We start from the raw sequence: 20197 nt of genomic DNA, 5'->3' as shown, positions 1-20197 counted from the left end.
ACATTCTTCTATCATACCATTATAATAAATAATATCTTCAATTTAAAGAGAAAATATACCAAATTCATATATTCAACAATGGTCAATTATCAAAGAGCAATGATTAATTAAGGATAAAGCTCCTTTGGGAGTTATTGAAAATGTAAAGTTTAGAATTAAAAAATAAAGGATAAAATTCTGTTAGAAGTTTTTTTACAAAATATGGATTTGAAGAATTCCTTGGGAATTTGAACCTTCATTTTACATTGTACATTTTAAATTAAAAAAATAATGTAAAGCTGTGGAGCTTGAATTTAATTTACCAAATTAAATTAATAAGTGTTTTACATTTTATATTAAAAGATATTGTATAATAAGTATAACGATAAATAGCTGTGAAATAAAAAACATAAATTTAAAATTTAGAGGTGATTATAATGAAAGATATTATAGCTGAAAATGTTAGTAAAATAGAAATTTCTGGTATAAGAAAGTTTTTTAATAAGGTATCACAATATGAAAATGTTATTTCGCTTACATTGGGACAGCCGGATTTTAAAGTTCCTAAAGTGATAAAAGCGGCTATGATAAAGGCCATAAATGAAGATAAAACTACATATACACCCAATGCAGGTATTAAAGAATTAAGAGAAGAAATAAGTAAATACTTAAATACTTTAAAGATAAATTATAACTCAGACGAGGTTTGTGTAACTGTAGGAGGAAGTGAAGGATTATATGCGGCCTTTGCAGCGGTAATTAATCCTAAGAATAAAGTATTAATACCTTCTATAGCATATCCTGCTTATGAAAGCTGCGTTAATCTTTTGGGTGGAACAGTTTTAAATTTTAAATTAGATGAAAAGTTTAATATTGATATGGAAAATTTAAAAAGAATAGTAAGGGAAGAAAAGCCTAAAGTATTAGTATTATCATATCCATCTAATCCTACAGGTGCTGTGCTTACAGAAAAATTGAGGGAGGAATTATATACTTTAATAAAGGAAAATGATATTTTAGTCATAACTGATGAAATATATAGTTCTATATGCTTTAATGAAAAATATTATTCTATAGCTTCTTATGAAGATATAAAGGAAAAAATAATTTTTGTAGGCGGATTTTCAAAAATGTTCTCCATGACAGGACTTAGAATAGGTTATGTATGTGCTTGTAAAAGTATATTAGATAGCATAATTAAAGTACATCAATACAATGTGTCTTGTGCTACATCTATAAGTCAATACGGAGTTTTAGAAGGACTTAGAAGTTGTATGGAAGATGTAGAATATATGAAGAGTGAATTCAAGAAAAGAAGAGATTATGTATATAATAGGCTTTTAAATATGGGATTAGAAGTAATTAATCCTGAAGGAGCAACTAATAGTTGTATAAAATATAAACATATGTAGGCAATCAAAGTTAAATGTATATATTTTATTAAAAAGCTCCCTACATTCGTAAAGAGTGTAGAGTGGTGTTTAATAAACATCCAAAACTCCTTTAACTGCTGGAAGTCCCTAAAGCTACATTAACCACAACGTAAGAATGAAACAAGTCTAAGCGTGAAGGTGACGAAAGTAGAAAAAATAATGTAGATAGTGCAAGGTTAAATCCTAAACACAGTGACAATGGGTAATCAGCAACCAAGTTCCGAACAGGAAAAGGCTCAACGACTAGAGAATAATCTCGTACCTTCAAGTGAGGGGAAATGGGGAGGATCCTAAATAATTAGGATTGTGATATAGTCTGTGCTTATATGAAAGTATAAGAAGTTCATAAACAGAGCTCTTAGCTTCAGATGGAGTTTTTACTCCAACTGAAGGTTAGAGATCGTTATCCAGGGACGTAGCTGCCGTTATCTCCCACTTTGTTAGAAGTGGGAGTGTGTTACGGCAGGTAGTCATCGGATAAAAGAACTGCATAGGAGTAACGACCTTATGTGAACACTCTAAAAATATTACAAATGTGCATTAGATAATTTATTAAAACAACCGTATTTTAAAATTTTATAATATAACGAATAAAAGGTTTCAAAGGGGGTATAATATAATAGAATATTTAATCACAAATGTATGTACCCTATGAAAATAGAGCATATATTTTATCAGAAATGAGGGTTAAATAATTCTTTCATTGTAAAATTTTAAAATACGGTTGTAGGATAGTAAATAATTTTAAATTGAAAAATTTAAAAGATTTTACGAACTGGTACATCCAAGACTTTAAGCCACCATAAGGTGTGATAAGTGCGAATTATCTAATATGAGTACATTTGTACTTGTTTTTAGGACCAGCTTTTTATATATTTCCCTCTATTAAGAAATTCAATATATCAAGTGAAGAGTTTTGCGATAGACTTCTTAGAGAACAAAGAGTTGCTATAGTACCGGGATCTGCCTTTGGAAGTGGTGGAGAAGGATATATTAGGATTTCTTATTGCTATAGTGAGGAAGAATTAGAAAAAGCATTAGACGGACTTGAAAAGTTTATATGCAACATGTAAGAATATTGTGAAGCAAGTGCAATAAAAAAATCTGTCTTTAAGGTAACAATAAATATATTTTTTTAGACTATTGAGCTAGCTTTAGAAATTCTTTGTTTTCAAATTTCAATACCCGTTAAGAAGCTTTCATGTTTGAGCTCCGTTAGAAGCGAGTTTGAAAGCTTTAGGGGATTGAAATTTGAAAACATTAGAATTTGTTGGCGTATTGCGAACAGTCTAATAAAATATATTTATTGTGGACTTAAAGACAGATTTTTCTTATGGCACTTGCTTCACAATATATTCTTATTTTGTATTTAAAACGTGATCCATAGAATAAAGCCCTGGTGTTTTGTCACACATAAATTTACATGCTTTAAGGGCTCCAACTGCAAAAACTTCTCTAGAAAGAGCTGTATGTTTAAGCTCTATAACTTCACCATTGCCTGCAAATATAATCTCATGTTCTCCTACTATAGAGCCACCTCTTATAGCATGAACACCTATTTCTTTTTCTTCTCTTTTAGAAATACCACTTCTGCCAAATTTATATTGGGTTTCTTCTTTTATGGCTTCTCTTATGGTGTCCCCTAAAAGCAGGGCAGTTCCGCTTGGAGCATCCACCTTTTGATTATGATGTTTTTCTATTATTTCTATATCGAAATCCTCATAAAGTAGGGCACTTATATTTCTTAATACATTGTTTATGACATTTATGCCTATGGACATATTAGCTGAGCGAAAGAGAGAAATTTTTTTACTCCATTCATTTATTTTATTAATTTGTTCTTCTGTGTATCCTGTAGTACATAAAACTAATGGTTTATTTTTTTCTTCAGCATAGTTTAATAGGGAATCTAGTGCATCTGCTCTAGAAAAATCTAAAATTACATCAAAATCTAAATTACAGTCATTAATATTACCGAATACTGGGTAGCAGCAAGTTTTCTCAATATTTTTATCTATACCACCACATATTTCTAAGTCTTTAAAATTAGTGATGGTTTGAGAAATCATTCTGCCCATTTTTCCATTACATCCGCTTAATAATATTTTTGTCATTTTTATTCCTCCTTTAAAGTAAGTCCATAAGATGTCATTGATTTTTTTAATTTATTTAAATTGTTTTCATCCATTTCACATAAAGGAAGTCTTAAAGGGCCTGCGTTCATTCCTAAAAGATTAACAGCCATTTTTACAGGAATAGGATTTGTCTCTATAAACAAAGTATTAGCTAAATCTAAAGAGTTTATTTGAATATCTAGGGCTTTTTTTACATTGCCATTTAAATACTCATAGCACATATTATGAACTTCTTTTGGAATTACGTTTGCAAGAACAGATATTACTCCTATACCACCTAAAGATAAAATTGGAATTATCTGATCGTCGTTACCAGAATAAATATCTAAGTCATCTCCGCAAAGAGCTTTAATTTTAGCTATTTGACTTATATTTCCGCTTGCTTCTTTTACAGCAGCTATATTTTTGTGTCTACAAAGTTTCTTTAGTGTCTCAGGAAGTATATTCATGCCAGTTCTTCCCGGAACATTGTATAGTATTATTGGAATGTTTACACTGTCTGCAATAGCTTCAAAATGCTTTACAAGACCTTTTTCAGAGGTTTTGTTGTAATAAGGAGTTATTACAAGAAGCGCATCTACACCAACGCTTTCAGCCCACTTACTCATTTCTATGGAAGCAGCAGTATTATTATTGCCTGTACCAGCTATTACTGGTATTCTTTTATTTATTTTATCTACTGTAAATTTTATAGTGGCTTTTCTTTCCTCGAGGGTCATTGTGCTAGCTTCGCCAGTGGTACCACACACGATTATAGCATCAGTACCATTTTCTATGTGCCAATCTAATAATTTGCCTAAACTTTCAAAGTCTACACCTTCTTTATTAAATGGGGTTACTATTGCTACTCCTGAACCTTTAAATATACTCATAGTTATGCCTCCTTACTGATATTTATATAAACTAAAAAATAGTTTATATATTAATATATTATAATCTATTTAAAATTATTTTGTACTATTTAATTACTAATTTAACTTCTTTATATAAATTTTAACTATAAGCATTAGAAATAGAAATATAACTTTTAATTTAAAATCTAAAATGAAGGTTAAAATTCTGTAGTAATTTTTTTAACTTATATTTTAATTAAAAGCTCATAAGGAGTTTTTAATTAAATTTAAGTCTTAAGGTACATTTAAATAAATAACAAGTCAGTATGCTAGTCTATTTTGAGTCATACTGTGTCGGCAGAACTTAGCCACAGTCCTACTAGCGACGGAACCTAATTCCTTATCTGACACAAAATATAATAGTATCTTTGATTTGTTATTTCTTTTCATATATCTAAATTGTGATTTTATAAATGCTAAAGTTAAATATATAATTTTAGATTACCAAATAGAAAATTATATATTTTCAGTAAAATGTGAATGAATTATTTCATAATTATGTAAATCATGCTATGCTAAGTTTCAAATATAGGCAAAATATTTACTATGTAGCATTGAAATGGAAACAAATGTACGCATTTTTAGCTAAAATCAAATTATTTAAAAAAAACAATAAAAATAAATGTAAAATTTCCTAATAATTTATTTTACATAGTTGACATATATTTGAATAGATGGTATATTGATAATAATAAATTTCAATATATTTCAAAAGGGGGCATTAAATTGAAAGGTAAAAAATTGTTAGCGGTAGTACTTGGGGCAACATTACTAGCAACAACAGCTTTAGTAGGCTGTGGTGAGAAGAAACCTGCAGAAGGTGATAAGGATAAAGGAAAAGCAGTAAAAATGGACAAGGATCAATACTTAAATTTAAATTTACAGTATGAACCAAAATCATTAGATTTATCTAGATCAAATGATATTTATGGGGCACAAGTTTTTACAGAGGTATATGAAGGTTTAACAAGAGTTGAACAGGACAAAGATGGTAAAGACGTTATAAAAGCTGCTGGAGCAGAAAAGTGGGAACATAACGAAGAGGGTACTGTTTGGACCTTCCACTTAAGGGATTATAATTGGACAGATGGTAAGAAGGTTACTGCAAAGGACTTTGAATTCAGTATACTAAGAACACTAGATCCTAAAACTGCTTCTGGCTATGCATTCTTGTTATCTCCAATAAAAGGAGCAGACGAATACAATGCAGGCAAAGGCTCTAAGGATGCAGTTGGTGTAAAGGCCGTAGATGATAAGACTCTAGAATTCACATTAAAACAACCATGTCCATACTTCCTTGATTTAACATACTTTAAGCTATTCCTTCCTCAAAGAGAAGATATAGTAAAAAAACATGGTGAAAAATATGGTACGGAAGCAAATACATTAGAAGTATACTGTGGACCATTTGTAGTTAAGGAATGGAGCCATCAGCAGCAAATAGTACTTGAAAAGAATGATAAATATTGGGATAAGGATAGTGTTAAACTTCAAAAGGTTAATTTAAAGATGATAAAAGAAGCTAATGCAGCTTATGGTTCATTATTAAATGGCACATTAGATACTGGTGGAGTTAGGAAGCCTGAATGGATAAAGAAATTTGACCAAAAGAAAGATGAAATGGAGAATATAAAAGGATTTAGACCATCTACTGGATATATGTTCTTCAACCAAAAGGATAAATTGCTTAGTAATGCCAATGTAAGAAAAGCATTTTCCGCTGCATATACAAGGGATGATTATGCTAATGTTATAACTTATGGCATAAATGCTCCTGCATATGGGTGGTGTCCACCAACAGTTCAATTGGGTGGAAAGGATTATAGAGAGCTAGTGAATGAAGAACCTATTAAAAAAATGGTAGAAGAAAATAAAGATCCTAAGGAACTTTTAATAAAAGGATTAAAAGAATTAGGAATGGATCCAGACCCAAGTAAAGTAACAGTTACAATTTTGCATGGTAGTACAAGTGCAGATACTAGGAAGGCAGCAGAGTATGAACAAGAGATGTATAAAAAAGCATTAGGTATTAATGTAAAAGCCGAATACATGACATTTGATATACTTCAAAAGAGAACTGATGAAATGGATTATCAGATAGCTGGCATGGGATGGACTGGAGATTATAATGATCCTAATACTTTCTTTGATATGTGGATGAGTGGAGCAGGAATAGTTCCAACCGGTTGGTCAAATAAGAAATATGATGAGATTTTGAAGAAAGCTATGAGCACCATAGACCAAAAGGAAAGATTAAAACTTTATAAAGAGGCTGAGAAAATTCTTTTAGTTGAGGATGTAGTTATAGCTCCTACAACCTATGATAGAAAGAACACTTTTAGATATAAATACGTTAAGAATCTAATGACTCCTCTATTTGGTTGTGATTTCGAATTTAAATATGCTTATACTGATGGAAGAGGAAAATAAAATCTATAAAAAAAGAGCGCTTTATAAAAAAAGTGCTCTTTTTTTATTAGCAAAAAGTGAATAACATTTGGGATTCTTTGTAGTTTTAAGTAACGGAAAATAAATAAAAGTAAAAAATGTGTTTAAAAGTTGTAAAAGAAATTTGACAAATGTAAATTAGTATGATATATTTATAAAAAATGAATCAGCAGTTAATAAATCTTTCTATTGAAAAATAATTCTATTAATAATAAATGTTTGAAAAATAAAAAATAAAATTAATTAGATTCAATAAATTAGGGGTTAAAATTAATAATAATAATTAGATTATTAATTTTATAAATATATACATATATAAATATAAATAATGAGGGGGCATTAAAATTGAAAAGTAAGAAACTAATAGCTTTAGTGTTAGGAAGTACGCTTTTACTTTCATCTGCGATGATTGGATGTGGAAACAAAAAAAGGTGCTGATGGTAAAGATTCAGCATCAGCAGAAAAAATGGATAAGGATCAGTATTTGAACTTTAACTTGCAAGCTGAACCAAAATCTTTAGACCTATCAAAATCAAATGATACATATTCTTCTCAAATACTTTCAGAGGTATATGAAGGATTAACAAGAGTTGAACAAGATAAAGACGGTAAAGACGTCATAAAACCTGCCGGAGCAGAAAAATGGGAACATAATGAAAATGGTACAGTTTGGACATTCCATTTAAGAGATTATAACTGGTCTGATGGAAAAGCTGTAACAGCAAAAGATTTTGAATACTCAATGAAGAGAACTTTGGATCCAAAAACTGGTTCTAAATATGCATTCTTATTATCACCAATAAAGGGTGCTGATGAGTATAATGCTGGAAAGGCAAGTGCTGATCAAGTAGGTATTAAAGCAGTGGATGACAAGACTTTAGAATTTACATTAAAACAAGCATGTCCTTACTTCTTAGATTTAACATATTTTAAATTATTCTTACCTCAAAGAGAAGATATAATTAAAAAACATGGTGAGAAATATGGTACAGAGGCAGATACATTAGAAGTATATTGTGGACCATTTAAAATAACAAACTGGACACATCAAAATCAAATAGTTGTGGAAAAAAATGATAAATATTGGGATAAGGATAAGGTTAAACTTTCAAAAGTTAATTGGAAAATAATAAAGGATGAAAATGCTTATTACAATTCACTATATAATGGAGAATTAGATTCACATGGAGTTTCAAAACAAGAATGGATTAAAAAACTTGATGCTACTGGAAAGTTTGAAAATATAAAGGGATATTTACCTACTACAGGATATACGTTCTTTAACCAAAAAGATAAAGTTTTTTCAAATGCAAAGGTTAGAAAAGCATTTTCTCTTGGGATAACAAGAGACGAGATGGCAAATGTTATATATAAGGGTAGAAATGAAGCCGCTTATGCTTGGTGTCCACCATCAGTTCAATTAGCAGGAAAAGATTTTAGAGAAACTGTTAAATCAGAACCACTTAAGAAATTAGCTGAAGAAAATAAGGATGCTAAAGCGCTATTATCTGAAGGATTAAAAGAACTTGGTATGAACCCAGATCCAAGTAAATTAACAGTTAACTTATTAATGTCAGGAACAGATCAATGGTTTAGAACTTATGCAGAGTATCAACAAGATATGTATAAAAAGACTTTAGGTGTTAATGTAAAAGCTGAGTATGTTGAATGGCCAATATTCCAAAAGAGAACAGATGAAATGCAATATCAACTAGCTGGTATGGCATGGACAGGGGACTATAATGACCCTAACACATTCTTTGATATGTGGATAACAGGTGCTGGAATCGTTCCAACAGGTTGGTCTAATAAAAAATATGATGATTTAGTTAAAAAAGCTATGAGTACATTAGATGAAAAAGAAAGATTTGATGCATATAAGGAAGCAGAAAAAATATTAATACATGACGATGCAGTTATAGCCCCAACAACATATTCAAAGAGAAATACTTATAGACGTAAATATGTTAAAAATTTAATGACACCATTATTTGGTGTAACAGAATGTAAATATGCTTACACTTCTGGTAGAGAGTAGAATAAAAATATAGCATTAAAAAGGATAGTAGAAATAATCTACTGTCCTTTTTTAATATCTAAAAATAGAATGAATAGATAAAATATATTTCATAAATTATATTTTTATTAGGAGATTTCATTGAATTAATATTCTTTATAAATACTGAAAGATGAAAGTGTTTTTTATATGCAAACAGAATGAAAATCCGTATAAGCTTAGGTAATATAAGTATATCCACATTAAGAAATCACTAAACCTATCTAAATTCTTTATGAATCAGTATGAATATAAATGCATGTGTATAGCTTTACAAAGGTAAAGTGTAAATTTGACATTTGAAAAAAATTATGATAATATGTAAAAAATGAAAAAAGAGACTAAACTAAATTCAAATTTCTAATTGTTTTCTAAATTTTTAATATATGACTCGGAGGTTTGAATTTTATTCTTGTGGTATTGAAAGTGCTGGAATGGCTTTTGAAAATAACATCAATTGACTAAAAATTTCAAAGATTAAGTGAAATCTAAATAAAAGTGCAATTCAAGAAGGAATTTTATATACTAAAATTGAATGTATATAGTATACTTATTAAGGGGATTAGATAAAACAAAATAGTACATAGATAGATATAATAGAGAAATAAGGTAGCTATATGCTACATTATTAAAATATAAACTGCAAAATAAATATATATAAAAAAACCATATTAAAGGGGGAACTTAAAAGTGAAAAGCAAGAAGATGTTAGCTTTATTAGTAACAGCTAGTGTGGTTGCGTCAACTGCATTAATTGGCTGCGGTTCTGGCAGCAAGGATAGTGCATCTGGTTCAAAGATGGACAAGGAGCAATATCTAAACTTGGTATTACAAGCAGAACCAAAAACTTTAGACCCATCAAAAGGATCTGATACATATTCTTCAGTGGTTCTTACACAAGTTATGGAAGGACTTACAAGAATTGAACAAGATGAAAATGGAAAGGATGTTATCAAGCCTGCTGGTGCTGAAAAATGGGAACATAACGAAAATGGTACAGAGTGGACATTCCATTTAAGAGACTATCAATGGTCAGATGGAAAAAAGGTTACAGCTAAGGATTATGAATATGGAATAAAGAGAACACTAGATCCTAAAACTGGATCAACTTATGCATTTTTGTTATCACCTATTAAGAATGCAGATGAATTTAACAAGGGAAAAGCTGCTGCAGATACAGTAGGTGTAAAGGCAGTAGATGACAAAACTTTAAAAATAACATTAAAACAACCTTGTGCTTATTTTGTAGATTTAACTTATTTCAAAGTAATGCACCCACAAAGACAAGATATTATTGAAAAAGCAGGAGAAAAGTATGGTTCAGAAGCAAATACAATGGTATTCTGTGGACCATTTACTATAAAAGAATGGACACATCAAAATCAAGTGGTTTTAGAGAAAAATGATAAGTATTGGGATAAAGATAAGGTTAAATTGTCTAAGGCAACTTATAAGATAATAAAAGATCAAAATGCAATGTATAATTCATTATACAATGGGGAATTAGATTCAGCAGGAGTAAGTAAACCAGAATGGATAAAGAAATTTGATGCTACTGGAAAGTTCCAAAATATAAAAGGATACGTTCCAACGACAAATTATACATTCTTTAACACTAAGGATAAATTGTTTAGTAATACTAATGTAAGAAAAGCATTCTCACTTGCAATAACAAGAGAGGATATGGCAAATGTAATATTCCATGGTGTAGCAGAAGCTGCTTATGGATGGTGTCCACCATCATTACAAATAGGTGGAAAGGAATTTAGAGAAGCAGTTGGAGAACAACCAATTAAAAAGTTGGCTGCAGAAAATAAAGATCCTAAAGAATTACTAGTAAAAGGATTAAAAGAACTTGGAATGGATCCAGATCCAACTAAATTATCAGTAAAAGTACTTGAAAGTGGTACAAGCCAATGGCAAAGAACTTATGCTGAGTATGAACAACAAATGTTCAAAAAAGTATTAGGTGTTAATGTAAAAGCTGAGTATGCTGAATGGCCAGTATTCCAAAAGAGAACAGATGAGTTAGATTATCAAATAGCTGGTGCAGCTTGGACAGGAGATTACAACGATCCAAATACATTCTTTGATATGTGGGTAACTGGAGCAGGCGTTGTACAAAATGGATGGTCTAATAAGAAATATGATGATTTGATTAAGAAAGCTCAAGCTACAATGGATGAAAAACAAAGACTTGAGGCATATAAAGAAGCAGAAAAAATTCTATTAAGTGATGAAGCTGTTATAGCTCCAACAATTTATCAAAGAAGAAATACATATAGAGCTAAATATGTGAAGAATTTAATGAGTCCTCTATTTGGTACAGGTGATATAAAATACGCATACACAGAAGGAAGAAATAAATAGTTTATAAAAAGTTATTACAGCAAAGCTTCGGCTTTGCTGTGGTAAACTTTATTTTTATATTATGTGGAGGGGATGAAAATGCTAAGGTATATCTTAAAAAGAATTGGCTACATGTTAGTTACCCTTTGGATTATCATTACTATAACTTTTATGCTTATACATGCAGTTCCAGGGGATCCGCTAGCATCAATGGCAAGAAACTTGCCAGAACAAATTAGAAAGAATTTCTATGCTAAATACGGGCTAGATCAACCGCCTATAGTTCAGTATGGAAGTTTTATGAAGAGACTTGTATTAAAAGGGGATTTTGGTGAATCACTAACTTACCCAGGCAGAAGTGTAACAGAAACAATAAAAAAATACGCTCCTACATCAGCTAGATTAGGAGGACAGGCACTTTTAATAGGAATTGTAATAGGAATTACATTAGGAATTATTGCAGCATTTCATAGAAATACTTGGGTAGACTATTTAGTTATGTTTATAGCTATAATAGGTGTAGCATTACCAGTATTCGTTTTGGCTGCGTTATTACAGTATGCTTTTACAGTAAAATGGCAATTACTACCAACAACAGGTTGGGGATCATTTAAACACACAATATTGCCAACTATAGGTATGAGTTTTGGTACCATAGCTACTTATGCTAGGTATATGAGAACCAGTGTACTAGATGTAGTTGGACAAGATTATATATTGACAGCAAAGGCAAAAGGTGTTTCTAGGGTTGCATTGGTATGGAAACACGTTTTGAGAAATGCATTATTACCTGCTATAACACTTTTAGGACCTCAAATAGCTGGTATATTTGGAGGAGCTTTCATCACAGAAAGTATATTTGCAATTCCAGGAATAGGATTTAACTTTGTTGAATCTATAAATAACAGAGACTATACAATGATAATGGGACAAACAATATTTATGGCAACATTGTTCATAGTAGCATTGTTAGTAGTTGATATACTATACTCTGTAGTCGATCCAAGAATAAGAGTAGATGGTGAGAGTAGATAGGAGGTAAGGTTATGGCTGAGTTGTCTAAAGAAAAGTTTCAGATAGTTGGATGCGAAAATTTCGATTCCGAAGAAATACTAAGACCCAATGTGACTTACTGGCAGGATGCTTGGAGAAGATTAAAAGAAAATAAGGTTGCAATTGTATCTTTGATAATATTAGCTATATTGGCAATTATGTGTATAATTGGACCATTTTTGACTAAACATAGCTACCAAGCAACAAACTCTTCAATAATAAATATGAAACCAAATGCTCAACATTGGTTTGGTACTGATGAATTAGGAAGAGACCTTTTTGCTAGAGTGTGGAAAGGTGGAAGAATTTCTATATTAATAGGTTTACTAGGAACTTTAGTAGACGTGGTAGTAGGTTCTATTTATGGTGGTGTGTCTGGATATTTTGGAGGCATCGTTGACGATATAATGATGAGAATAGTAGAAATCTTATCAAGTATACCATATTTAATAATAGTTATATTAATATCTTTAATAATGGGAAAAGGAGTATTATCTCTAGTTGTTGCTATGACTATCACTGGTTGGGTTGGTATGGCAAGACTTGTAAGAGGACAAATACTTTCAGTTAAGGAGCAAGAATATGTTCTTGCAGCACAAACGCTAGGTGCAAGTTCATCAAGAATAATAGCTAAACACTTAATACCAAATATAATGGGTATAATGATAGTTGCAATAACATTTGACGTACCAGGATTTATATTTGCTGAAGCTTTCCTAAGTTACTTAGGACTTGGTGTTCAATCACCAAATACAAGCTGGGGTGCTCTAGCATCAGCGGCACAACAAAACTTAATGTTCTACCCTCATGAACTTTTCTTCCCATCACTGATGATAAGTTTAACAATGTTATCATTTAACCTATTAGGCGACGGATTAAGAGACGCATTAGATCCAAGACTACGTCAATAAGAGGGAGGAATAATCGATGGAAAAAATACTAGATATAAAAGATTTAAAAGTATCATTTCATACTTATAATGGGGAAGTACAAGCAGTAAGAGGGATAAGTTTTGAACTTAATAAAGGTGAAACTTTGGCAGTAGTTGGAGAATCTGGTTGTGGTAAATCTGTAACATCTAAAGCTATAATGAGATTACTTCCAACACCACCAGCAGAAATAAAAGAAGGTTCTGCTATTGAATTTGATGGTAAAAATGTATTAAAGATGTCACAGCAGGAGCTTAGAGAACTTAGGGGAGCAGAAATCAGTATGATTTTCCAAGACCCTATGACTTCTTTAAACCCAACTATGACAGTAGGAAGACAAATAGCTGAAAGTTTACAAATACACAGGGGTATGAATAAACAAGAAGCTTTTAATGAAGCTATAAAAATGCTTAAATTAGTTAATATTCCAAATGCTGAAAATAGAGCAAAACAATATCCACATGAATTTTCAGGTGGTATGAGACAAAGAGCTATGATAGCTATAGCACTTGCATGTAATCCAAAGATTCTTATAGCTGACGAGCCTACTACAGCTCTAGACGTTACTATTCAGGCTCAAATCATGGATCTTATAAAAGATTTGCAAGATAAATTAGGTACAGCAGTTATATTGGTTACTCATGACCTTGGAGTGGTAGCTGATGTTGCACATAGAATTCAAGTTATGTATGCTGGACAAATTATAGAAAGAGGAACTAAAGACGAAATATTCTATAATGGACAACATCCATATTCTTGGGCACTTTTAAGATCTGTTCCAAGACTAGATTTAGGAAACAAAGCAGAGCTTTATTCATTAAAGGGAACGCCACCAGATCTTATACAGCCACCAGTAGGATGTCCATTTGCTGCAAGATGCGAATATTGCATGCCTATATGTAGAGAGGAAATGCCTCCAGTAACTAAACTTAGCGAAACACATGAAGTTGCTTGCTGGTTAAATCACCCTCTTGCACCAAAGGTAGAAAGTCCTATAAAGGCAGGAGGTGTTAAGTAATGGAAAAGGATGCAAAAATTTTATTAGAAGTAAAGAATCTTAAGAAATATTTCCATGTGGGAAAGGATGCTACTTTAAAAGCAGTAGATGATGTTAGTTTTTTCATAAGAAAAGGTGAAACTTTAGGTCTAGTTGGTGAATCTGGTTGTGGTAAAACTACTTGCGGAAGAACTGTTATGGGAATGTACTCAGCTACTGGCGGAGAAGTACTATTTGATGGAGTAGATATTCATAAGCTAAATAAAACTGAAAAGAAAGAGTTCACTAGAAGAGCTCAAATGATATTCCAAGACCCATATGCTTCATTAAATCCAAGAATGACTGTTGGTGAAATTATTGGAGAGGGTATTGATATCCATGCTTTATATACCGGACAAGAGAGAATGGATAGAATATATCATTTATTACAAATTGTAGGATTAAATAAAGAGCATGCTACAAGATTCCCTCATGAATTTTCTGGTGGACAAAGACAAAGAATAGGTATAGCAAGATCTCTAGCTATTGAGCCAGAATTTATAGTTTGTGACGAGCCTATATCAGCTCTAGACGTTTCTATACAAGCTCAAATAGTTAACTTACTTGTACAATTACAAAAAGAATTTGACTTAACTTACTTATTTATAGCCCATGACCTTTCAATGGTTAAACATATTTCTGATAGAGTTGGTGTTATGTATTTAGGATGCTTAGTGGAACTTGCAAGCAGTCATGACTTGTACGAAAAACCACTTCACCCATATACTCAAGCATTGCTTTCAGCAATTCCAATACCTGACCCAGAAATAGAAAGATCTAAGAAGAGAATAAAACTTGAGGGCGAAGTTCCAAGTCCTATTAATCCAAAGCCAGGATGTAGATTTGCTGAGAGATGTAGATATGCAAAACCAATATGTCACGAGCAAACTCCAGTGCTTAAGGAAATAGAAAAAGAACATTATGTTGCATGTCATTTATTTGACTAAGGTGTCTTAATTTGAAATATAAAAACATGTAGTGAATTATCACTACATGTTTTTTTACGCTATTTATTATATGATTAAACCACAAAAAGGTACAATGCGATGGAATTATGAAATTTCTCCTCCATGCCTTGCATAAGAGTTTGGAACAATAAATTTAATTTAAGAAATTCTAATCTTTTAGCCATATAAAATTATCTAACGCTCACATTCAGCGTCCTGCTTCAGGTTCGCTAGCCTGGCGTCCTTTTAAGGCTTACGATAATTTTATCTGTCTAAAAGAAGAATTTCTAAAATTAAATTTAAACAGTTCCTTCGCTTCTTATGCAAGTCACTCCAGAGAAATTTCATAATTCAGGTAATGTAATGCTTATTGTGGGTTAATCATTATATATTTAATTTTTGAATATAAACTTCAATTTATGTATTAAATGAATAGGAAAATGAAATTTTATTTTCAATTTAGAATGTAAAAATAATGTAGAATGAATGTTGAAATTCCTTAGGAATTTCTTTAATTTATATTTCTAGATTCTGAATTTTCAATTCTCAATTATATAGTTATGAATATAATTTCCTCATATGCTAATAATAATGTGTAAGATATGCATTTGAAATAAAAATTGTATATTTTACAGGAGGGTAACAAAATGGGCAAAACACCTTTAAAGAAAATAATAAAATCTAAGTTAAAAGCTAAAAAGGAATTAACACCTTTAGAAAAAATAAGGGAAGAGATGAAATATGAAATAGCTGAGGAATTGGGACTTAAGGAAAAGGTAGATAAATATGGATGGGGTGGTCTTACAGCAGAGGAGACGGGAAGAATAGGGGGTATAATGACAAAGAGAAAAAGAAAATTTAATATACCTAAAAATGAAGAGATTATAAAAAATGATTGTAAAAACAAGTATGAAGGTTAATCTTTGGTGTCCACTATTTGGTGATTACTCAACTTTTTCACATAAATTTTAAGTTGTACATTATTTTTTAATTTAAGATTTAGAATGCAGAATGTAAAATTAATGTTAAAGTTTCTAAGAGGTTTCTTCAATTTATGTAATAAAACTTTCAAAGGAGTTTTATCCTTCATTTAAGATTTTAAATTCTACATTTAAAATTCTTATTTCATAATTGCGAAAGTTAAATTAGTTAACATATCATTAATGCCTCAAAATAAAATTATTTTACTAATATCCTTCTATGTTGTATTATATATATACGATTATATAAAAACCTATAAAGAATGAAGGGGAATTTTATGAATTGCTATAGAAAATTCGCACGTATATATGATGAATTAATAAATGAGGATATAGATTATCAAAAATGGTGTAATAAGATAATAGACATATGTAAACAAAATAATATTAAGCGTTATAGCTATTTAGATTTAGCCTGTGGCACAGGAAATGTTACAGAAAAATTGGGAAAGTTTTTTAATGAAATATGGGCAGTGGATTTATCTACAGATATGCTTGTGGAAGCAGAAGAAAAAATGAGAGTACAAGGTATAAAAGCAAATTTTGTATGCCAAGACATAAGTAAACTGCAACTTAATAGAAAATTCGATTTGATTACTTGCTGTTTAGATTCAACAAATTATTTATTAGAAGAGGAACAGCTTATGGACTATTTTAAGGGGGTTCACTCTTGCTTAAAAGACGAAGGATTATTTATATTCGATATAAACTCCTATTATAAATTAACAGAAATTCTAGGAAATAATACTTATACCTATGATGGCGAGGAAGTTTTTTATGTATGGGAAAACGAATTAGAAGATGATACCGTTCATATGTATCTTAACTTCTTTATTAGAGATGGACAAGTATATAGTAGATTTGATGAAAATCATATGGAGAGAGCTTATAAAGAGGAATACATAGAAGAAACTTTAAAAAATGCAGGGTTTAAAGTAATAGGCAAATATGACAATTATATTTGTGATAAAATAAAAGATAATACAGAAAGAATAGTTTATGTGGTTAAGAAAAATATATAATGATTAAACCATAAAAAGGTACAATGTGATGGAATTATGAAATTTCTTCTTCATGCCTTGCATAAGAGCTCGGAACAATAAATTTAAACAGTTCCTTCGCTTCTTATGCAAGTAATTACAGAAAAATTTCATAATTCAGGTAATGTAATGCTTATTGTGGGTTAATCATATAATTAATATTAGAATGAAAGGAGGAAGCCTTTGTGAACTAGCACAAAGGTGAAGATATGGCAGATAAATTGGTTAGAGCTGTAGCAAAGGATGGACAGGTAAGAATAATAGGGGGAGATACTACGGAGCTTGTAAGTGAGGCTGTAAAGATGCATGAATGCGCAGCTACTGCAGCAGCAGCTTATGGAAGAATGCTTACCTGTGGAAGTTTAATGGGTACTATGTTAAAATCCTCAAAGGATACTTTAACACTTAAAATAGATGGCAGAGGACCAGCTAGAGGTATAGTGGTTACTGCATATAGCGATGGTCACGTAAAAGGTTATATAGGAAATCCTAATGTAGATTTGGAACCTAATAGCTTAGGAAAGCTAGATGTAGGAGGAGCTATTGGCCGGGATGGAGAATTATTAATCATAAGAGATATGGGACTTAAAGAACCTTATGTTGGGCGTGTTCATATCTATACAGGAGAAGTGGGAGACGATTTAGCATATTATTTTACTGTATCAGAGCAAACTCCATCAGCAGTTGCAGTGGGTGTTTTAGTTGATAGAGACTTGAGTATAAAATCGGCAGGTGGATTTATAATTCAAATGATGCCAGATGCAGATGAACTTTTAGCAGATTTAATAACTTATAGATTAGAAGAAATTCCACCTATAAGTAAATTGCTTTCAGAGGGTAAGACTGTAGAAGAGATTTTGCAGTTAATATTTGAGGATATGGATCTTAAAATATTAGAAGAGATTCATCCAGAATATAAATGCGATTGCTCAAGAGAAAAGGTGGAAAAGGCTTTAATAAGTATAGGTAAAAAAGATTTAGAAGAAATATATAATGAAGGTAAGGAAGAAGAATTGGTTTGTCAATTCTGCAATAAAAAGTATAAGTTTACTCATGAGGACGTTGGAGAGCTTTTGAAGAATATCATTTAATTATTAACTCAACTTTCGCACATAAATCTTAAGCTCTATCTTAGATAAATAAATGTTTTTAATTTAGAATTTAAAATTGGAATTTGTGGAGAAGGTAAGAAGTAAAAAGTAAGAATTCTTACTTATTATCTATTGTTTATCTGCAAATTTCAAATTATAGTTAATTTCTAAAGGAGTTTTATACCTGTAAACGGATGAAAATAGGAATTCTTGTCAGTTAAATTGAATATATTATATAGTGATTAAACCACAATAAGGTATAATGTGATGAAATTATGAAATTTCTCCTCCATGACTTGCATAAGAGCTCGGAACAATAAATTTAATTTAAGAAATTCTAATCTTTTAGCCATATAAAATTATCTAACGCTCACATTCAGCGTCCTGCCTCAGGTTCGCTAGCCTGGCGTCCTTTTAAGGGTTACGATAATTTTATCTGTCTAAAAGAAGAATTTCTAAAATTAAATTTAAACAGTTCCTTCGCTTCTTATGCAAGTCATTCCAGAGAAATTTCATAATTCAGGTAATGTAATGCTTTTTGTGGGATAATCATATAGTAGTAAAAAGAAAAACGAAATATATGGAAGAAAATCGATGTATTATTAAAATAATTAGTATTAAATAGTCAATTTAGAGTTGACATACTCTCTGAAATTGTGTATTATAAATATGCGAGTTAATTAAAGCACTCGCTTATGTGGGCGCATAGCTCAGCTGGGAGAGCATCTGCCTTACAAGCAGAGGGTCACAGGTTCGAGCCCTGTTGTGCCCACCACATAATATGGCCCAGTGGCTCAGTTGGTTAGAGTGCCGGCCTGTCACGCCGGAGGTCGAGGGTTCGAGTCCCTTCTGGGTCGCCATATTAGGCTGGATAGCTCAGTCGGTAGAGCAGAGGACTGAAAATCCTCGTGTCCCTGGTTCGATTCCTGGTCCAGCCACCAGTAACATGCGGAAGTGGCTCAGTTGGTAGAGCGCCACCTTGCCAAGGTGGATGTCGCGGGTTCGAGTCCCGTCTTCCGCTCCAATTAAATATGGCGCTATGGCCAAGTGGTAAGGCAAAGGTCTGCAAAATCTTCATCCCCGGTTCAAATCCGGGTGGCGCCTCCAAATAATCAATTTAATATTGATACAATGGAAAGCTCTTGATTTCAAGGGCTTTTGTTGTTTTTTGAAACAAATCTTAGTGCAATATTTTAAGTTTTGTGTTTGTAATTATAGACTTTTATATTGGAAATGCACACCCCTGTGGATTTTTATTAGGGGGGTGCATTTTTTAGATGGTGTGTGCACAATTTAGCGGAAATAAAAAAATATGATAATATTAATACTGTGATTAAACCACAAAAAGGTATAATGTGATAGAATTATGAAATTTCTCCTCCATGACTTGCATAAGAGCTCAGAAGAATAAATTTAAACAGTTCCTTTGCTTCTTATGCAAGTCATTCCAGAGAAATTTCATAATTCAGGTAATGTAATGCTTTTTGTGGGATAATCATACTGTATATTTAAAAATTTATGAATTTAATAAGGAAGAGTAAAAATAATGGCTGTTACAATTGAAAAATTTAATGATAACTATATAATGGTAAGCTTTAATTATAGCTATGATAATGTTTCGGCAATCAAAAAAATAGAAGGCAGCAGATGGAATGAAGGGAAGAAAGCATGGATAGTGCCCAATACTAATAAAGCTCTATATGCAATATCTGTAGCTTTTTGTGACGAAGATATTATATTTGATTCATCAATTGATTTGTTTGATTTTTAGTTGTTAATTTTTAATAAGAATATTCAAAATGTAATTTTAGAAAATTACATTTTGAAT

At 31.2% G+C, this 20197-nt stretch carries 13 protein-coding genes, 5 tRNA genes and 2 pseudogenes; 18 read left to right on the top strand and 2 right to left on the bottom strand.

Annotated features, from left to right (window positions below; all coding sequences use genetic code 11):
- Positions 1–416: 416 nt before the first annotated feature.
- Positions 417–1391, top strand: coding sequence for a pyridoxal phosphate-dependent aminotransferase (locus tag CC89_RS09030; protein WP_051931649.1), 975 nt, complete (start codon positions 417–419; stop codon positions 1389–1391).
- Between the two features lie 884 nt (positions 1392–2275).
- Positions 2276–2485 (top strand): annotated as a pseudogene (locus tag CC89_RS09025) (aminotransferase class I/II-fold pyridoxal phosphate-dependent enzyme); the annotation flags it as partial.
- A gap of 285 nt (positions 2486–2770) precedes the next feature.
- Here the strand turns inward: CC89_RS09025 and dapB are convergent.
- A complete protein-coding gene (gene dapB / locus CC89_RS09020) occupies positions 2771–3526 on the bottom strand; it encodes a 4-hydroxy-tetrahydrodipicolinate reductase (protein ID WP_035291448.1) in 756 nt (251 codons plus the stop codon).
- 2 nt (positions 3527–3528) lie between these two features.
- Positions 3529–4419, bottom strand: a complete 891-nt coding sequence (dapA, locus tag CC89_RS09015) for a 4-hydroxy-tetrahydrodipicolinate synthase (protein ID WP_035291446.1) — start codon at positions 4417–4419, stop codon at positions 3529–3531.
- 747 nt (positions 4420–5166) lie between these two features.
- On the opposite strand from dapA, the gene CC89_RS09010 reads away from it, so the two are divergent.
- The 16 genes and pseudogenes from CC89_RS09010 to CC89_RS08935 all read left to right on the top strand — a co-directional run bounded on the left by CC89_RS09010 (position 5167) and on the right by CC89_RS08935 (position 20140).
- A complete protein-coding gene (locus tag CC89_RS09010; RefSeq protein WP_035291444.1) occupies positions 5167–6870 on the top strand; it encodes a peptide ABC transporter substrate-binding protein in 1704 nt (567 codons plus the stop codon).
- Positions 6871–7233: 363 nt separating this feature from the next.
- Positions 7234–8926 (top strand): annotated as a pseudogene (locus CC89_RS09005) (peptide ABC transporter substrate-binding protein).
- A 708-nt stretch (positions 8927–9634) separates the two neighbouring features.
- The gene (locus tag CC89_RS09000; protein ID WP_035291442.1) at positions 9635–11314 is read left to right on the top strand and encodes a peptide ABC transporter substrate-binding protein; all 1680 of its coding nucleotides are present in this window, start codon (positions 9635–9637) and stop codon (positions 11312–11314) included.
- Between the two features lie 78 nt (positions 11315–11392).
- Positions 11393–12328 carry an ABC transporter permease gene (locus tag CC89_RS08995; protein WP_035291440.1) on the top strand — a complete coding sequence of 312 codons (936 nt, stop codon included), beginning with the start codon at positions 11393–11395 and terminating at the stop codon, positions 12326–12328.
- 11 nt (positions 12329–12339) lie between these two features.
- The gene (locus CC89_RS08990) at positions 12340–13257 is read left to right on the top strand and encodes an ABC transporter permease (RefSeq protein WP_035291438.1); all 918 of its coding nucleotides are present in this window, start codon (positions 12340–12342) and stop codon (positions 13255–13257) included.
- Positions 13258–13273: 16 nt separating this feature from the next.
- On the top strand, positions 13274–14293 hold the full coding sequence (locus CC89_RS08985) for an ABC transporter ATP-binding protein (RefSeq protein ID WP_035291436.1): 1020 nt from the start codon (positions 13274–13276) through the stop codon (positions 14291–14293).
- Positions 14293–15258, top strand: a complete 966-nt coding sequence (locus CC89_RS08980; RefSeq protein ID WP_035291434.1) for an ABC transporter ATP-binding protein — start codon at positions 14293–14295, stop codon at positions 15256–15258. The genes CC89_RS08985 and CC89_RS08980 overlap by 1 nt, the downstream gene beginning before the upstream one ends.
- Before the next feature lie 647 nt (positions 15259–15905).
- A complete protein-coding gene (locus CC89_RS08975) occupies positions 15906–16178 on the top strand; it encodes an alpha/beta-type small acid-soluble spore protein (protein WP_035291433.1) in 273 nt (90 codons plus the stop codon).
- A gap of 338 nt (positions 16179–16516) precedes the next feature.
- Positions 16517–17260 carry a class I SAM-dependent DNA methyltransferase gene (locus CC89_RS08970; protein WP_035291431.1) on the top strand — a complete coding sequence of 248 codons (744 nt, stop codon included), beginning with the start codon at positions 16517–16519 and terminating at the stop codon, positions 17258–17260.
- Between the two features lie 227 nt (positions 17261–17487).
- Positions 17488–18369: an Hsp33 family molecular chaperone HslO gene (gene hslO, locus CC89_RS08965; RefSeq protein WP_035291429.1), complete on the top strand. Its 882-nt coding sequence runs from the start codon at positions 17488–17490 to the stop codon at positions 18367–18369.
- 699 nt (positions 18370–19068) lie between these two features.
- Positions 19069–19144: transfer RNA gene (locus tag CC89_RS08960), tRNA-Val, on the top strand.
- Positions 19145–19152: 8 nt separating this feature from the next.
- Positions 19153–19229 (top strand) — tRNA-Asp (locus tag CC89_RS08955).
- Between the two features lie 5 nt (positions 19230–19234).
- Positions 19235–19310: transfer RNA gene (locus tag CC89_RS08950), tRNA-Phe, on the top strand.
- A 7-nt stretch (positions 19311–19317) separates the two neighbouring features.
- Positions 19318–19393: transfer RNA gene (locus CC89_RS08945), tRNA-Gly, on the top strand.
- A 9-nt stretch (positions 19394–19402) separates the two neighbouring features.
- Positions 19403–19476, top strand: a tRNA-Cys gene (locus CC89_RS08940).
- 439 nt (positions 19477–19915) lie between these two features.
- The gene (locus tag CC89_RS08935; RefSeq protein WP_035291427.1) at positions 19916–20140 is read left to right on the top strand and encodes a hypothetical protein; all 225 of its coding nucleotides are present in this window, start codon (positions 19916–19918) and stop codon (positions 20138–20140) included.
- Positions 20141–20197 lie beyond the last annotated feature (57 nt).

It is taken from the genome of Clostridium sp. KNHs214, assembly GCF_000744935.1.
In the GTDB taxonomy this organism is placed as follows: Bacteria; Bacillota; Clostridia; order Clostridiales; family Clostridiaceae; genus Haloimpatiens.
This window is presented reverse-complemented; position numbering and strand designations above follow the sequence as displayed.

Bases quoted from the DNA above. Each gene is read 5' to 3' on its own strand.
- CC89_RS08995 (WP_035291440.1), top strand. From the start codon at position 11,393: ATGCTAAGGTATATCTTAAAAAGAATTGGCTACATGTTAGTTACCCTT.
- CC89_RS08975 (WP_035291433.1), top strand. From the start codon at position 15,906: ATGGGCAAAACACCTTTAAAGAAAATAATAAAATCTAAGTTAAAAGCT.
- dapB (WP_035291448.1), bottom strand. From the start codon at position 3,526: ATGACAAAAATATTATTAAGCGGATGTAATGGAAAAATGGGCAGAATG.
- CC89_RS08980 (WP_035291434.1), top strand. From the start codon at position 14,293: ATGGAAAAGGATGCAAAAATTTTATTAGAAGTAAAGAATCTTAAGAAA.
- dapA (WP_035291446.1), bottom strand. From the start codon at position 4,419: ATGAGTATATTTAAAGGTTCAGGAGTAGCAATAGTAACCCCATTTAAT.
- CC89_RS08990 (WP_035291438.1), top strand. From the start codon at position 12,340: ATGGCTGAGTTGTCTAAAGAAAAGTTTCAGATAGTTGGATGCGAAAAT.
- CC89_RS08935 (WP_035291427.1), top strand. From the start codon at position 19,916: ATGGCTGTTACAATTGAAAAATTTAATGATAACTATATAATGGTAAGC.
- CC89_RS09030 (WP_051931649.1), top strand. From the start codon at position 417: ATGAAAGATATTATAGCTGAAAATGTTAGTAAAATAGAAATTTCTGGT.
- CC89_RS08985 (WP_035291436.1), top strand. From the start codon at position 13,274: ATGGAAAAAATACTAGATATAAAAGATTTAAAAGTATCATTTCATACT.
- hslO (WP_035291429.1), top strand. From the start codon at position 17,488: ATGGCAGATAAATTGGTTAGAGCTGTAGCAAAGGATGGACAGGTAAGA.
- CC89_RS08970 (WP_035291431.1), top strand. From the start codon at position 16,517: ATGAATTGCTATAGAAAATTCGCACGTATATATGATGAATTAATAAAT.